Origin of the sequence: Candidatus Amarolinea dominans (assembly GCA_016719785.1) — a bacterium.
Classification (GTDB): Bacteria; Chloroflexota; Anaerolineae; order SSC4; family Amarolineaceae; genus Amarolinea; species Amarolinea dominans.
In genome coordinates this window covers 29,929-45,320 of the sequence record JADJYJ010000034.1, presented here as the reverse complement: position 1 = coordinate 45,320, position 15,392 = coordinate 29,929, and the positions used below count along the sequence as shown (strand labels likewise).

The window sequence follows — 15,392 nt, the reverse complement described above, 5'->3', positions numbered from 1 at the left end:
AGGAGATGAATATGAAAGAGCCGCACGTGGTGCTGAAGCCGGGCAAGGACAAGCCGCTGCGCCAGCGTCATCCCTGGGTGTTTTCCGGCGCGCTGGCGCACATCGTGGGGGAGCCGGCCGATGGGGACGTGGTGCCGGTACTCGATGCGAACGGGCAATGGCTGGCCCGCGGCTACCTCAACCGCCGTTCGCAGATCACGCTGCGCCTGCTGACCTGGCAGCAGGACGAGGCCGTGGACGACGAATTTTGGCGCCGTCGTCTGCAGCAGGCCATCCGCGCGCGTCAAGCCCTGGCCGCCAGTCAGACCACCGACGCCTATCGCCTGGTCAACGCCGAAAGCGACGGCTTGCCTGGCCTGATCGTTGACCGCTATGGCGACTGGCTGGTGGTGCAATTGCTGACGGTTGGTGTGGCGCAGCGCCAGGCCCTGCTTGTGCGCCTGCTGAACGAACTGCTGGCCCCGATGGGCATCTACGAACGCTCCGATGTGGATGTGCGCAGCCATGAGGGTTTACCGCCCGTCAGCGGGCTGCTGTCAGGCGCGGCGCCGCCGGCGCCGTTGTGGGTGTCCGAGAATGGACTCCAGTTTGGGGTCAGCCTGGCCGAGGGTCAAAAAACTGGCTTCTACCTGGATCAGCGCGAGAACCGTGCGCACTTCGCCGTCACGTTGGCAACGATGCCGGGTGCGCGGGTGTTGAACTGCTTTTCCTACAGCGGCGCCTTTGGCGTTTACGCGTTGACCGCGGGCGCTGCTCATGTCACCAACCTGGATAGTTCGTACGCCGCGCTCCTGTTGGCCGAGGAGAATCTGCGCCGCAACCGCTTCGACCCCGATACGCAGGCGGACGGTTTGGCGGGTGATGTCTTCCAGGTGCTGCGTGACCTGCGCGGCCAGCGGGCCAGTTTCGATGCCGTTATCCTCGATCCGCCCAAATTTGCCCATGCCCAGGCGCAGGTGTCCGCGGCTACGCGTGGTTACAAGGACATCAACCTGCTGGCGCTGCACCTGCTGCGTCCCGGCGGTTTACTGGCGACCTTCTCCTGCTCCGGCCTGGTCAGCGCCGATCTGTTCCAAAAAGTGATCTTCGGCGCTGCGCTCGATGCCGGCCGCGAGGCGCAGATCATCGGGCGCTTCACGCACAGCGCCGACCATCCCGTGCTCCTGAGCTTTCCGGAAGGGGAGTATCTCAAAGGGCTGCTCTGTCGTGTCTGGTAATTACGCGACGACGGTCGGTTCGGCCATGTCGCCATCCCACCAGGCATGCGTCATGCGCACCGAGTTGAACGCCGCGCCCACCCGGCCGTGGCGATCGAGGACGATCAGCCCGGCCCAGCCGCCCGTTCGTGCGGCCAGAAAGGCCAGGGCCGCCTGCGCGGCGGCCTGCGGATCAAGACCCCGCTCCAACGCTTCCACGGCGCGGCGTGCCAACACCACCCGTGCAATCGTTTCACCCCAGCCAGTGGTGACGCAGCCGCCGGCCTGACTGTCAGCATAATAACCACAGCCCGGCAGGGGTGAATCGCCCACGCGCCCTGGTTTTTTCCACGACATGCCACCGGTGGAGCAGGCCGCGGCCAGGTTGCCGTGGATATCGAGAGCCACCGCGCCCACCGTGTCGGCCACCGCGCCCCGCTGCTCGGCCGCAAGAGTGGCAGCGAAGTTGGCCTGCTGCACATGCGCAAACTCCTGTGTGCGTGCAGGCGTCAGCAGCGCCTCGGTTGACACGGCGGCGACGCCCTGCGCCTGCGCAAAGGCCTGTGCGCCCTCGGCTGCGAACAGGATGTGCTCGCTCCTCTCCATGACCAGGCGGGCGACGGCAATGGGGTTGGCCACATGGGTGATGCTTGCCACGGCGCCCACGCGCAGATCGCGGCCATCCATCAGGCCGGCGTCCATCTCGATCGTGCCGGCGCTGGTCAGGCAGGAGCCGCGGCCGGCATTGAAGGCGGGCAAGTCTTCCAGGATCATGACGGCCGCTTGCGCCGCATCCAGGGCCGACTCGCCGCGCGCCAGCAACGCATAGCCTGCCGTCACCGCTTGTCGAATTCCGGCCGCATGGGGGGCACGCTGGGCCTCGCGAATGTTGCCGGCGCCGCCATGAACGATGATGGCAAATGGCATTCGAATCTCCTTTTCGTTGCTGTGCGCAACGGACAAAAAGAACCGGTTTGCAGGCCGCTGGTAGAATCTACCTGGCTGCAAACCGGATCAAGGGCTTGTCAAGAAACAACGTTCAGTTCTTGGAATTACGCGGTCTGGCGCAAGCGCAACGTACGCACAACGATGTCTTCCTGCTCATTGCGGAAGTCGTCTGTCCGTCGGTGCTCGCGATCCTTTTCCGTGCGTTTCTGACGGCGGGTGTCCTGCTCCACATCCTGGTCCATGGCGGCCTGCAGGGCCAGGGCCATCGCAGTGGGGCCGGCTTCTTCGCCGTCCTTCAGATAGTCCAACCACTCCTCTTTCCCGCGCTCGCGTTGGTTACCGCCGCGGTCACGTCGGGGACGACGATCGCCGCGATCAGCGCCGTTGCTACCGCTACTGCCGCTTCCGCCGCTTCCGCCGCCACCACCGCGCTCAGCACGGTTACCGCCGCTGCGTGGCTCACGCTCGCGTCGAGCGCCGCCCATGTCGGGCATTTCTTCGTCGGACCGTCCGCGTCCGCGGCTGGCAGCCTCGCTCATGCGCGCACGGTCACTCATCTCCTCGAGCGTCGGCTCCGGTGGCGCTACCAGTGCGGTTTCTTCTGGTCGCAGCCCCTTCAGGCTGAGGTCAATGCGCTGGCGGCGGCGATCCAGGCTGACAATTCTAACCTCGACCTCATCGCCCACATTCGCCACATCTTCGACGCGGCGCACGAAGCCGTCTGACATCTCGCGGATGTGCAGCATGGCGTCACGGCCGATGCCGATGTCCAGGAAGGCGGCGTAGGGCACGACTCGAGTCACGGTGCCAGTGACGAGATCGCCCTCTTGCAGGTCGCGGATGGTCTTGGTGCCCGGCTCGATCAGGGTCAGACTGATACGATTACGATCGCGGTCCAGTTCTTTGATCCACGCCTTGACCGGGTCGCCCTCTTTGAGGCGGTCACTGACCTTGCCCACGCGGCCGGTGGAGAGTTCAGAGATGTGAACTAAGCCATCGGTGCCCACGCCGATGTCAATGAACGCGCCAAACTCGGCGACGCGGCGTACCACACCGTCAATCTCCATGCCCACACTGAGAACTTTGACAACTTTTTTAGGTGGGATCACGCGAATGGGGAGGTTGCCAGGGCCATTACCGCGATTGCGGCGTCGGCGCCCGCTGCGCTCAGCGGAACCCTCCTGGGCTTCGGGTCTTTCGGTCTCATCCGGAGTCTCTGTCACTGTGACCGCCGTGTCTTCTTCTGCGGCTGGCGCCACGACTGCGCTCATCGTGTCAGCAGAACCCTCCTGGGCGTTGGGTTTCCTGGTCTCATCCGGAGTCTCTGTCACTGTGACCGCCGTGGCTTCTTCTGCGGCTGCTGCCACGACTGCGCTCATCGTGTCAGCAGAACCCTCCTGGGCGTTGGGTTTCCTGGTCTCATCGGGAGTCTCTGTCACTGCGGCCGCAATGGTTTCTTCTGCGGCTGGTGTCACGACTACGCTCATCGTGTCACTGGAGGCGGTCATGTCGTTTGGTTCCTGAAGATTTTCCTGCACTGTGCTTCCTCACTTCATACCCAGGCGCCGCTGTGAAAGACGGCGCCTGACTCATTTCTCACACCCATGGGTACCAGGATCAAGAATTTTTGACTGTCTGGTTCAACGGCCCACGGGGTGGCAGTGTTCTGACACTTATTCAATTCTCGTTCCTCGCGCCATTCATGCGCGCTGGCCATGCCGAAGCGAGTGCTTGAGTTGACTCTTGTCCACGCAAGGAAGAGCACTGCATGATCAACGGATATGGTGGGCATAGGGGCGTGCGAACAATTATACTATTCTAGCAATTAACGTGGGCCATTATACAGACGTTCGTGCCTCATGTCAAACCCACAAACCGCCCTTGTCAAGCCAATGGCCCCTGTCAGTCAGGCTACCGGTTCACCCGTGGGAGGCGGAGATGCGGCCCGGCGCAGGCGATAGGTGAACACCGCCAAGCCGGCCAGACCCGCGGCCAGCGAAAAAAACTGTCCCAACGTCAAACCCAGGGCCAGCGGCGTGCCCAGGCGGATGAACTCGACCAGAAACCGTCCGAGCGGATAGGCCACGACGTAGAGGTTGAAAATGGAGCCGGGCGGCCATTGCCTGGAGAAGCGCCGTGCCAGCCACAGCAGAACCAAGCCAACGCCCAGATTCCAGAGCGATTCGTACAAAAAGGTAGGATGAAAGCGCGCGGCTTCGGTAAACTCGCCCAGGGGTGGGCACAGATACGGAGAGATGCGATGCGCACAGTCAATGGCAATACCCCAGGGCAGATTGGTAGGCCCGCCGTACAGTTCTTGATTGAAAAAATTGCCCCAACGGCCCACGGCCTGGGCAAACGGGAGGCCCACGATGGCGATGTCGGTCCATGACCAGAAGGGGAGGCGTTGGCGCCGCGTGTACAGGTAGAACGCCAGCAGCCCGCCACCCAACGCACCGAAGATGCCCACACCACCTTCGCGGGTATTGATGATGCTCAAGGGATTGGCGAGATACCCTTGCAAGTAAGCCGGGTTTTCCAGGGATGCGGTGATCACAAATTGTAGCCGGGCGCCGATAATGCCGCCGATAAGGCACCACATGAAGACCGACCAAATATGATCGGGGTCCTGCCCCCGCCGTTTCGCCTCGCGGCTGTCAATGTAGGCCGCGGCCACGGCACCGACCACAATCAGCAGGCCATACCAACGCACCAGGGCTACCGAACCGATTCGAATTGCAACGGGATCCACGCCTGTCCTCCATTCATGTAACTGCTCAGCGCAGCAGAGCGATTGAAATCGCGCCTCAAGGGCGTAGCGGCCGGGCGTCCACCTTCGTGGACGCGATGCTGGTCGGCGCAGGCCGACCTGGCGGCGGAACGCCCCTTCGCCCCGAATTCATTCGGGGCCGCATTGTAACCCTGTCCGTGTGCCTTGTCAAAGATGCCAACAGACCGGGCTGCGTGATTTGAGGGCCGTTGATCTTGTGGTATACTGCGCTGAACTCTGGTCAGAACACAGTCGAGCTTGCACAAGGCAAGCTCTCTCAAGGCAAAAAGGGAACGTTGAAAAAGGAAACGTTGGATGGAGCCAGATAACAAGGCCATTTCATGGCACAGCCAGCCCGTCGAATCTGTCGTCTCCCATTTGGAAACGCGTTTGGACAGCGGCCTGACGGCATCAGAAGCCGGCGCTCGCCTGCTGCGCGACGGCCCGAATGATCTGCGTGAGCACCCGCGACCCCCATTTTGGAAACTCGTCCTGGAACAACTGAACAGTTTCGTGGTGCTCCTTCTGATTGCCGCCAGCGTCATCTCGGCGCTGCTCGGCGACTGGGTGGAGGCCGGGCTGATCATGACCATCGTGGTGCTCAACTCGATCCTGGGCGTGGTGCAGGAGAGCCGGGCGGAGCAGGCCCTGGCCGCGCTGAAGAAGATGGCCGCGCCCGAAGCCGACGTGCTGCGCGACGGGCATCGTCTCAAAACACCCGCGCGCGAGTTGGTGAAGGGCGATGTCGTCCTGCTTGAAGCAGGCAACTATGTGCCGGCCGATTTACGCCTGGCTGAGACGGTCAATCTCAAAATTGACGAGGCCTCCCTCACCGGCGAATCGGTTGCCGTAGATAAGCACGCCAGCATGACCCTGGTCGGCGATATTCCACTCGGCGATCGCCGCAACAGCGCCTACATGAGCTCCCTCGTCACCTATGGTCGCGGCAAGGGCGTGGTGGTCAGCACCGGCATGCAGACCCAAATCGGCCTCATCGCCGACATGATCCAGTCGTTCGAACAAGAACAGACTCCGCTGCAGCGTAAGCTGGAAGAACTGGCCAAGACGCTGAGCACTGCCGCGCTGGTCATCTGTCTCGGTGTTTTCCTGGTCTCCGTGATTCGCGACACCGACCTGGGTCTCCTGCTGGCGGCCGACGGCGGCATTATGGTCTATCTGCGCACCTTCCAGTCCAAGCTGGTCGAGGTCTTCCTGATTGCGGTCAGCCTGGCCATTGCGGCCGTGCCCGAAGGCTTACCGGCCATTGTCACGATCAGCCTGGCGCTGGGCATGCGCGAGATGATCCGCCGCCATGCCTTGATTCGCAAACTGTCGGCGGTGGAAACCCTCGGTTCGGCCACGGTGATCTGTTCCGATAAGACGGGCACTCTGACCCAAAACGAGATGACGGTCGTGCGTCTGTGGGTACACCATGCTGAGGTGACGGTGGAGGGTCAGGGTTATCAGCCGGAGGGCATCTTCCGCCGCCCGGACTATGACAATCGCCAGGTTGAGGTGCGCGATGATGTGGAAGTGGCCGGCCTCCTGTGGGCCGGCGCGTTGGTCAACGATGCCGAGTTGGAGGAGTCCGGCCGCAGCGATGACAAGGTCACCTACCGCATGGTGGGAGACCCCACCGAAGGCGCGCTCCTTGTGGCCGCGGCGAAGGCCGATCTGTGGCGCCACCAACTGGAGCAGAGCTACCCTCGCGTGGCCGAGGTGCCATTCGACGCCGATCGCAAGCGCATGAGTACGGTACACAGGCTGCAGGTGGTGACGGAAGATGACGGCAGCCCGTTCCAGCCGGGGGCAACCGGCTATGTGGTTTGTGTCAAGGGTGCGCCTGACCTGCTGCTGCAACAGTCCACGCACCTTCTGCACCGCAAAGGCCCCCTGCGCCTGGAAGAGCATGACTATCACGAGATTGAGGCCGGTAACTCGCGCCTGGCTGCGCAGGCGTTACGCGTGCTGGGCGTGGCCTACCGCTACCTGCCTGAACTACCAGACGCCATAACGGCTGATGCCCTGGAGCATGACCTGGTTTTCATTGGCCTGGTGGGCATGATTGACCCGCCGCGACCGGAAGTGGCCCCGGCTGTGGTCAAGGCGCGCGCGGCCGGCATCCGCACGGTGATGATTACGGGTGACTATTCGTTGACCGCGCAGGCCATTGCCCAAACGATCGGCTTGCTGCGGAGTGATGGGCAGATTCACACCGGCGCCGAACTCGATACCATGACGGATGAACAGCTCCGGCGCGTGATCGAACACACCGACGTGTTCGCCCGCGTCAGCCCCCAGCATAAGGTGCGCATTGTTGAGGCGTTCAAGGCGTGTGACCATGTGGTGGCTATGACCGGCGATGGCGTCAATGATGCGCCGGCGCTCAAGCGTGCCAACATCGGTGTGGCGATGGGCATCACCGGCACCGATGTGAGCAAGGAGACGGCCGACATGGTGCTGACCGACGACAACTACGTTTCGATCGTGGGCGCTGTGGAGCAGGGCCGCATTATCTATGGCAACATCCGTAAGTTTGTCTTCTACCTGCTGAGCTGCAATGTGGCCGAGGTCGCCATCATCTTCATCGCGGCGCTGGCCGGCTGGCCGCCGCCGTTGACGGCCATTCAACTGCTGTGGCTCAACTTGTTGACCGATGGCGCGCCCGCGCTGGCCCTGGGCATGGAGAAGGGCGATCCCGATGTCATGCAACAGCCCCCGCGCCCTGCGCGTGAACCCATCGTTAACCGCGTCATGCTCGTGCGCATTGCCATTATGACCGTCGCGCTGACCACGGTTGTGTTGACGGCTTTTTGGATTGGCCTGCAGGAACATGGCAAAGACCTGGCCGAGACCATGGCCTTTGCGACTCTGGCCCTGGCCGAACTGCCCATCGCCTATACGACGCGCTCCGAACGTTACCCGCTCGTGCGCCTGGGCCTGTTCACGAACAAATGGATGCAGGCGGCCGTTGCGGTCTCCGCGTTGCTGACTGTGGCGGTGATCTTTGTGCCGTTCCTCAACGGGCCGTTCAACACCGTGCCCCTGACCCTGGCGCAGTGGGAACTCGTGATCCCGCTGGCTCTCATTCCGGCCCTGGTGGCTGAGGCCAGCAAGTTTGTCTTGCGCGTTGGTGACCGGCGCCGGCAGCACGCCAGCGCCTGATATGCTGCAAGCGCAGTTCCAAATGTGGTCGCTGAAGACATCTCTGCGCCATTGTGTGGCGCATCTGCGCCATTGTGTGGCGCATCTGCGCCATTGTGTGGCGCATGGAATGAAGGCTTTAGCCGGTTATTGGGCACTTGAGAACCGTGTGGCAGACCGGCTGAAGCCTTGATTCCGGGACCATTTGGAACTGCTGATTTGTTCCGGGTGCAGGCGAATGGCAAAATAGACCTTAGCGGGAATGACGCCGGCGCCACGACTTTTTGGAGGTTAGATCATGGCTATACGCTTACACTTTTTGCTTATTGGCGCCTGCCTTTTCGGTCTGCAAGCGGCCGTCGGCGCTTTTACTCCTTCTGGCTCACGTTCAGCCGCGGCCGTGCCGCTTGCTTCCTGGGCCGTGCAATACCAGGCCCCGGCGGGCATCACCCTGCGCGGTATTCGCATGTTGACGACTGACCTGGGCTATGCCGTGGGCGGCCCCGACTGGGGATTCCAGGGCGATCCTTACGTCCTTAAGACCACCAATGGCGGCGCGTCCTGGGGGCGCAGCAACCTGCCGGCGCAGGTTTCGGGTTGGCAAGGCGGCATTGATTGCCTTTCCACGGTGACCTGCCTGAGCGTGGGCATCACCGGCCAGGCGATTCGCACCAGCGACGGCGGCGTCACTTGGGCGCTCTCCGCCATGCCCAACTACGGCGGCTATCTCTACACCGCTTACCTGGCTAACAGCAGCCTGGTGCTGGCTGGCGGCACCAATGGCCATTCGTTCCGTTCCACCAACGGCGGCGCCAGTTGGCATGAGTTCTTTCCCGGCGGTAGTGTGGTGATTTGGGAGTTCGTCTGTTTTGGCAGCACCTGCTATGGCGCCGGTAATGGCGCCACGATGGCCATTTCAACCGACAGCGGCGCCTCCTGGACGCGACGCTTTGCGCCGCAGGGCGACCTGCTCGGCCTGCACTTTTTCAGCGCCAGCAGCGGCTACTTCGCCGGCCAGGGCGGCCTGATCTACTACACCACCAATGCCGGCCTCAGCTTCACTACCCAGATGTCTATCAATAGCGTTGATTTGTTCGACATCGAGATGGTCAACACGCAGGAAGGGTGGGCCGTGGGCGGCTATCGCGTGGGCGGTGAGAATTACGACGGCCGCATGTATCACACCATGAACGGTGGGGGCGCCTGGACGCGCATCACCGACATTCCCGCCACGGCGCTGATTTGGGAAGCCGACTTTGTGGACGCCAGCCACGGCTGGGCGGTGACGCACGACGGCAAGATCCTGGCCTACAGCGCCGGCCCCGCCGCCACCCCCACCGTCACTCCCACCTCTACTATGTCGCCGACACCGACGCCCACGCGCACCCCCACTATTTCGCCGACGCCGGCGGCCACGCCCACCGGAACACCAACGCCCCTGCCCAACAGCGGACACGTAGGCGGCGTTGTCTTTGACGACCTGGACGGCGACGGCATGCGGGATGTTGGCGAGCCGGGGCTGGCCGCGGCCCTGGTAGACCTGTTGTTGCCTGGGGGCGGGCTGGTCAGCCGCTTCACCACCGGCGCTGACGGCGCGTTCATCTTCCGCGATGTGACAGCCGGCGCCTATCGCCTGCAGGAAACCGATCCGCCCGGCTACACCTCACCGCCTTCCTCCAACCTGGTGGATTTTGAACTGCTGGCCGGCGCTACCCGCCTTTTCGATTTCCCGGATACCCGGATTCCCCCCACGGATGTGCCCACCCCAACCGCCACGCAAACGCCCACGCCGACGCCTACCGCGACGCCCACGCCCAACACGACGGTGCTGTGGGGGCAGGTGATAGCCGGCAACGATGACGCCACGCAGCGTCTCGGCAGCGGCCTGGTTGATCTTGTCAGCATTGTCTTGCGCCTGGGCAATTCGGCCGGCAACCACCTGGTGAGCGGCGCGCGCTTTGCCCAGGTGGACATTCCTTTCCATGTGCGCATCACGCAGGCGGCCGTCTTGCTCTATCGCAGCTATCACCCCGCGGCTTTTCCATCCGTGACGCTGAAGATCGAAGGCGCCGCGCTCGATAACCCGGCCGACTTTGCCACTATGCCGCCGCTGCAAATGCCGCGCACCGCGGCCAATGTCCCCTGGACGGTGACGAGCACCGAGCCGCTCGATTGGGTCTCCTCGCCGGACCTCAGCCGCGTGGTGCAGGAAGTGGTCAACCGGCCGGCCTGGCAGAGCGGCAACGCGCTGGCGCTGCTGTTGACGAGCGACCCCGCCAATGCCGGCTACTTCGATGCCCTGGCGTACGAGGGCAATCCGGTGTTCGCGGCCAAGCTGAGCGTGACCTATGCGGCGTGCCTGGCGGCGGATATTGATTGCAGCTGTCAGGTGGGCGTCAATGACCTGTTGGCCGTGGCCGCGCACTTTGGCCTGGTCAGCAGCGACCCGGCCTGGAACCGCCTGTACGACCTGGCGCCCGATGGCGTGATTGACGTGGCCGATGTGGCGGCCGCGGCCGGCGCGTGGGGCCAGTGGGGGTGCCAGTAGGCCATCATGACTATGCTTTCAACGGGCAAGCTGCCGCCCGCGCTGCTCGATCGCCTGTTGCACCGCTTCAGCCTGCCCGATGAGCGCCTGCTGGTTGGCGCGCAGCGGTGAGGATGCGGCCGTCATTGATTTCCGGACGACAGCCCTGCCGCCGGCCGGCTGCCTGCTGATTGCCAAGACCGATCCCATCACCTTTGCTACTGATGAGATCGGCTGGTATGCGGTTCATGTCAATGCCAACGATGTGGCGACGATGGGCGCACGGCCGCGCTGGTTTCTGGCCACGGTGCTGTTGCCGGCCGGGCAGACCAGCGTGGCGTTGGTGGAATCCATCTTCGCGCAGATCCATGCGGCTTGCGCCGACCTGGGCATCGCGCTGGCCGGGGGCCACACTGAGATCACCCACGGCCTCGACCGCCCCCTCGTCTGCGGCACGCTCCTGGGCGAGGTGGCGCCCAACGACCTGGTGATGACGGCCGGCGCGCAGGTTGGCGATGCGGTGCTGTTCATCCGCCAGGCGCCCATCGAAGGCGCTGCGCTGATTGCCCGTGAAAAAGCCGCTGATCTGCGCCGCCGCGGCGTGGACGAGGCTTTCATCGGTCGCGTGCAGGGTTTCTTGCACGACCCCGGCATCAGCGTGGTGCGCGCCGCACAGCTCGTGTGCAGCCAGGCGCCGGTTCACTCGCTGCACGATCCGACCGAAGGCGGTGTGGCTACCGGCCTGTGGGAGGTTGCGGCCGCGGCCAGCGTCGGTCTGCAGGTTGATCTGGCCCTGGTCCCGCTGCTGCCCGAAGCGGTGACGCTGGGCCAGATCTACGGTCTCGACCCGCTGGGCATGATCGCCAGCGGTGGCTTGCTGGCGACGGTGGCGCCTGCCGATGTGGCCGCGCTGGCGGCTGCCTGTCACGCGGCCGCCATTCCGTTCGCCCGCATCGGCCAGGTGGTGCCCGCAGCCCAGGGGGTGCAGGAATGGCACCCGCAGCGCGGCTGGGTGCCGCTGCGCGAGTTCGGCGCCGATGAACTGACGAAGATCTTCTGAATACCAGAAACCCGGTTTCTCACAGAAACCGGGTTTCTTTGTCTGGCCCTGATCAGAGACCCGGTTTCTCGCAGAAACCGGGTCTCTTTGATTCTACGCCGGCGGCGGCTCGTTTTCGGCGGCGGCCCGCAGGTCGTCTTCCAGGTCGCTTAGAAAAGCGGACGGCTCTGCGTTTTCGGAGAAAACGCAGAGCGCATCGTCCGTCGTTGACATAAGTGCTTGCTCACCCGCGGCGACCGATGGCTGCGCGGGCGCCAGGGGCAACTGCGCGACCGGCGGTTGTGAACCTGGCGGTGTGGCTGTCGTGCTGCGATAGGTTTGCGTGCCGAAGCGCGTCAGCACGATGGCGCCCAGGCCGAGCGCTGTGATGATGAACCAGAAGAGCCAGCCCAGGCATGGCACCGCGCGCCAGAGCAGCGTAATCAGGATGATGCCCAGGATGGCTTCCAGCAGCGGGCTGGGATTGCGCAGCTTGAACGCTTCCAGGATGCGTTGACCCACCAGCCACCCTAGCGCCACCCAGGAGAAGACCCAGGCCACCGCCGCCACCAGCATCAGCAGGAGCGCGATCGGCGCCAGACAGATGGTGACGGTCAGGATGGCCGCCAGGCCAAGCACGATCAGCAAGGTCAGTACACCGACGCCAAAGGTGACCCCTGGCGCGGCCACGGCCGCATTCGCCACGCGTTCCGTCGGCTGCGGGAACATGACCATGGCCAGCAGACCGAGCGCGGCGAGGGCCAGGGCCAAGCCGATGGCGCCCATCACTTGCCAGAAGTAGTTCAGGATGGCGCGCAAGACCGATGGCGGCTGCGGCGCCTGCGGTACGGTCATGGTAGGCGGTTGGAACGTGTCCTGATTGCCAAAACCTTCGACCAACTGGCCGGTGATGACCGCGCCCTCGGCCTGCGTCAAGGCGCCGCCAAAGGTGGCTACGTCTCCTTCCACCACGGCCGTCTCCTGCAGGGTGACACTGCCGCCAAACACGGCCACGTCGCCGTTGATGCTGCCGCCAACCGTCAGCGAGCCGCCGGCAACCGCGACGTTGCCGTTGACCGCCGCGCCCTCTGCGATGAGCGCACTGCCGCCGAGCACAGCCAGGTCGCCCTGCAGCTGCTCTCCGGCAGCCAGCACATAGCTCTGGCCGACGATGACCTTGCCGCCGCCGCCGTCCTGGGCCAGGGCCGGCGCCACACTGACGAAGAGCAGCGCGGCCAACACGCTGAGGACAGCGAGTATTCGTTTCGAAAACATAGAAAGTACCTCCTTTTGATCTGCGGGAGCTTCAAGTTTGGCAAGCAATCCGGCGGATTGCGTCACAAGGCTATTTTCAGGTCAACTCTTAGCCGGGCAGGGCGGACAAGCGACCGCGCTGCCAGTTGACCAACTGCGCCCAGATCACCGCCATGATGAGCAGGCCGCTGCCCAGGGTGATAGACAGCACGGGCGTCGGAATCTGCAGCAGCCCATTGATGAAAAGGCGCAGCGTGACGGTCAGTGGTTGCAGGGTGTGCGCCAGGCGCACGGCAAATTGCACCACCGAGCCGGCCCAAGCCGGGTGCGCACTGACCCAGGAGACGCCGAAGATCAGCCCAACCAGGGCAATGAGGCTCCACAGCGAGACCGAGCCGGTCAGCAGGACGACGCCGCCCAGCAGACCGCGGCGGGCGGTCCGGCGTTGCTGCAGGCGCTTTTCGAACCGCTGCACAAAACCGGGCGCAGGCCCAATGAGCGGCGCCTGCGAGAAGCGATTGCCGAGGACGTGCCAGGCGTCCCATTCTTGCCTGCACGTTGGGCAGCCGGTCAGGTGCTCCCGCGCGTCTGCTTGTTCCTGGGGCGAGAGGCGCCTGTCCAGGGCTAGTGAGATCTGTTCTGTTGAGATGTGCGTGTGCATCAGAAATACCCCTCTGTGATAGGTCTTTGGGACTTCCCGTGATGTATCCGTAGTGGTGCGCGACCGTCCAATCCATAGGGTGTTTGGGTCTTCCACGGGAAGTCCCAAAGACTCTTTACAGAACTTGCACCACGCCAGACTGGCGGGGGGCAGTGGTGACGGCGGACGCTGGCCGCTTCGTCAGGTGATCGGCCATCTGCAGGCGTGCTCGATGCAGCCTGGACTTGACCGCGGCTTCGGTGATGCCCATGACGCCGGCAATCTCCGCGTAGGACAGGTCATGCCAATAGCGCAAGATCAGCGGCAGGCGATAGGTTGGCTCCAGGCGATCGAGTTGGGCGCGCACCTCGTCGCCAGCCTCACGGCGCAGGGCCGATTCATCCGGCCGGCCGCTGCTGCTGGCTAACCATTCCAGGGCGGGGTTGTCCTCGATGGATAGCCACGTGAAGCGGCGCCGGCGCAGCCGGTCAATGCACTGGTGCGATGTGATCGAAAGCAGCCAGGTTGAAAACTTGTGGCTGCGATCATAGGTCTGCAAGCGCGTCAAGGCTTTCAGAAACGCGTCCTGCGCGGCTTCTTCGGCTTCGCCTGGATTGCCCAACATGCGGTAGGCCAGGTTGAACACCGGCGCCTGGTACACCTCCACCAGTCGGCCAAAAGCCTGTTGATTCCCTGCCAGCGCCTGGTTTAGCCAGGCTTGTTCTTGTTCTGGATTGCTCACGTTTCCGTCCTGAGAAAGAAAGACTCTACCGGGCATCAAGGGTCTTTGGGACTTCCCGTGATGTACCTGTAGTGGTGCGCGACCGCCCAATCCACAGGGTGTTGGGGTCTTCCATCGGAGCCGCGCTTGCCCCAGATGGGAAGTCCCAAAGACCTCTCGCCGTGTATCATCCACAGTTCTGATACGCACGGCTTGCGCAAAGGTTTCAGTCGTCGGCCCCCTATTCGCGCTTGACAACCGGCGGGGACACGTGTAAGCTACGGTCAGTGCCCTCTGCGTTTTCTCCGAAAACGCAGAGGTTGCCTGGGAAACGAGGTGCAACATGAATGGGATCAGGCCGCCCGCGGTGGCCGGGCTGTTCTACCCGGCCGCGGCCGACGAGCTGCGTCGCCAGGTGCAGCAGTTGTTGGCGCAGGCCGAGGCCCCTGCGCTGACCGGCATCCGGGCGTTGATCGTGCCTCATGCCGGGTTCCGTTATTCTGGCGTCATTGCGGCCTCTGCTTTCAAGCCGTTGGCCGCCCTGGCCGGCCAGATCGGCGCCGTTGTTCTATTCGGCCCCGCGCACCGTGTACCCTTCGATGGCGTGGCGCTCAGCGCGTTTGCGGCCTTTGCCACTCCGCTCGGCCCCGTGCCCGTGGACCTGGAAGTTCGGGCACAGCTCCTGGACTATGGGCCGCCCTTTGTCACCTTTGAACGGCCGCATGAGCCTGAGCACTGCCTGGAAGTGGAACTGCCCTTCCTGCAGGTGGTGCTGCCCGCGGCGCGCATCGTGCCCCTACTGTGCGGCGATGTGGAACCGCGCGACGCGGCGCCGGCCCTGGTCAACGCACTGCGCACGACCGGCGACGCCATCTTGATCGTCAGCTCCGATCTCAGTCACTATCACCCCTACGCGCAGGCCACAGTGCTTGACCGCGCCCTGCTGACTGCGCTGTTGGCTGGGGATGACGCGGGCGTGCGGCGCAAGCAGGCCTGCGGCATGTTGCCTATCCTGACCCTGATGGAGATTGCACGCCAATGTGCCTGGCAACCGCATCTGCTCGACTATCGCAACTCCGGCGATACAGCCGGCGACCGCAGCACGGTGGTTGGTTATGCGGCCGTGGCCTACACTGGCTGAAGGCTGAAGCCG

Annotated in this window: 11 protein-coding genes; 5 read left to right on the top strand and 6 right to left on the bottom strand. The window is 63.8% G+C overall.

Annotated elements, in window-relative coordinates; genetic code table 11:
* Window positions 1–11: 11 nt before the first annotated feature.
* The gene (locus IPM84_26265) at window positions 12–1,217 is read left to right on the top strand and encodes a class I SAM-dependent methyltransferase (GenBank protein MBK9096195.1); all 1,206 of its coding nucleotides are present in this window, start codon (window positions 12–14) and stop codon (window positions 1,215–1,217) included.
* On the opposite strand, the gene IPM84_26260 is transcribed toward IPM84_26265, so the two are convergent.
* From IPM84_26260 to lgt, 3 genes are all read right to left on the bottom strand, one after another.
* On the bottom strand, window positions 1,218–2,123 hold the full coding sequence (locus IPM84_26260; GenBank protein ID MBK9096194.1) for an isoaspartyl peptidase/L-asparaginase: 906 nt from the start codon (window positions 2,121–2,123) through the stop codon (window positions 1,218–1,220).
* Between the two features lie 125 nt (window positions 2,124–2,248).
* Window positions 2,249–3,652, bottom strand: a complete 1,404-nt coding sequence (locus IPM84_26255) for a S1 RNA-binding domain-containing protein (GenBank protein MBK9096193.1) — start codon at window positions 3,650–3,652, stop codon at window positions 2,249–2,251.
* 398 nt (window positions 3,653–4,050) lie between these two features.
* Entirely contained in the window at window positions 4,051–4,896 is an 846-nt protein-coding gene (gene lgt, locus IPM84_26250) for a prolipoprotein diacylglyceryl transferase (protein ID MBK9096192.1), read from the bottom strand.
* 333 nt (window positions 4,897–5,229) lie between these two features.
* On the opposite strand from lgt, the gene IPM84_26245 reads away from it, so the two are divergent.
* From IPM84_26245 to IPM84_26235, 3 genes are all read left to right on the top strand, one after another.
* Window positions 5,230–8,079 carry a cation-translocating P-type ATPase gene (locus IPM84_26245; GenBank protein MBK9096191.1) on the top strand — a complete coding sequence of 950 codons (2,850 nt, stop codon included), beginning with the start codon at window positions 5,230–5,232 and terminating at the stop codon, window positions 8,077–8,079.
* A gap of 277 nt (window positions 8,080–8,356) precedes the next feature.
* Window positions 8,357–10,606, top strand: a complete 2,250-nt coding sequence (locus IPM84_26240; GenBank protein MBK9096190.1) for a hypothetical protein — start codon at window positions 8,357–8,359, stop codon at window positions 10,604–10,606.
* A 79-nt stretch (window positions 10,607–10,685) separates the two neighbouring features.
* Complete coding sequence (locus IPM84_26235) at window positions 10,686–11,645, top strand: hydrogenase expression/formation protein (GenBank protein ID MBK9096189.1); 960 nt, start codon at window positions 10,686–10,688, stop codon at window positions 11,643–11,645.
* A 93-nt stretch (window positions 11,646–11,738) separates the two neighbouring features.
* On the opposite strand, the gene IPM84_26230 is transcribed toward IPM84_26235, so the two are convergent.
* From IPM84_26230 to IPM84_26220, 3 genes are all read right to left on the bottom strand, one after another.
* Window positions 11,739–12,899 (bottom strand): polymer-forming cytoskeletal protein, encoded by a 1,161-nt coding sequence (locus IPM84_26230; GenBank protein MBK9096188.1) that lies wholly within the window; start codon window positions 12,897–12,899, stop codon window positions 11,739–11,741.
* Window positions 12,900–12,987: 88 nt separating this feature from the next.
* Entirely contained in the window at window positions 12,988–13,539 is a 552-nt protein-coding gene (locus IPM84_26225; protein ID MBK9096187.1) for a zf-HC2 domain-containing protein, read from the bottom strand.
* A gap of 115 nt (window positions 13,540–13,654) precedes the next feature.
* Window positions 13,655–14,296, bottom strand: coding sequence for a sigma-70 family RNA polymerase sigma factor (locus IPM84_26220; GenBank protein ID MBK9096186.1), 642 nt, complete (start codon window positions 14,294–14,296; stop codon window positions 13,655–13,657).
* Window positions 14,297–14,582: 286 nt separating this feature from the next.
* On the opposite strand from IPM84_26220, the gene amrB reads away from it, so the two are divergent.
* Window positions 14,583–15,380: an AmmeMemoRadiSam system protein B gene (gene amrB / locus IPM84_26215; GenBank protein ID MBK9096185.1), complete on the top strand. Its 798-nt coding sequence runs from the start codon at window positions 14,583–14,585 to the stop codon at window positions 15,378–15,380.
* Window positions 15,381–15,392: the final 12 nt, after the last annotated feature.

What these genes read in the sequence shown, in the direction of transcription:
- IPM84_26240 (MBK9096190.1), top strand. Translation starts at nt 8,357, where the DNA reads ATGGCTATACGCTTACACTTTTTGCTTATTGGCGCCTGCCTTTTCGGT.
- amrB (MBK9096185.1), top strand. Translation starts at nt 14,583, where the DNA reads ATGAATGGGATCAGGCCGCCCGCGGTGGCCGGGCTGTTCTACCCGGCC.
- IPM84_26255 (MBK9096193.1), bottom strand. Translation starts at nt 3,652, where the DNA reads ATGACCGCCTCCAGTGACACGATGAGCGTAGTCGTGACACCAGCCGCA.
- IPM84_26220 (MBK9096186.1), bottom strand. Translation starts at nt 14,296, where the DNA reads ATGCCCGGTAGAGTCTTTCTTTCTCAGGACGGAAACGTGAGCAATCCA.
- IPM84_26225 (MBK9096187.1), bottom strand. Translation starts at nt 13,539, where the DNA reads ATGCACACGCACATCTCAACAGAACAGATCTCACTAGCCCTGGACAGG.
- IPM84_26260 (MBK9096194.1), bottom strand. Translation starts at nt 2,123, where the DNA reads ATGCCATTTGCCATCATCGTTCATGGCGGCGCCGGCAACATTCGCGAG.
- IPM84_26245 (MBK9096191.1), top strand. Translation starts at nt 5,230, where the DNA reads ATGGAGCCAGATAACAAGGCCATTTCATGGCACAGCCAGCCCGTCGAA.
- IPM84_26265 (MBK9096195.1), top strand. Translation starts at nt 12, where the DNA reads ATGAAAGAGCCGCACGTGGTGCTGAAGCCGGGCAAGGACAAGCCGCTG.
- IPM84_26230 (MBK9096188.1), bottom strand. Translation starts at nt 12,899, where the DNA reads ATGTTTTCGAAACGAATACTCGCTGTCCTCAGCGTGTTGGCCGCGCTG.
- IPM84_26235 (MBK9096189.1), top strand. Translation starts at nt 10,686, where the DNA reads ATGAGCGCCTGCTGGTTGGCGCGCAGCGGTGAGGATGCGGCCGTCATT.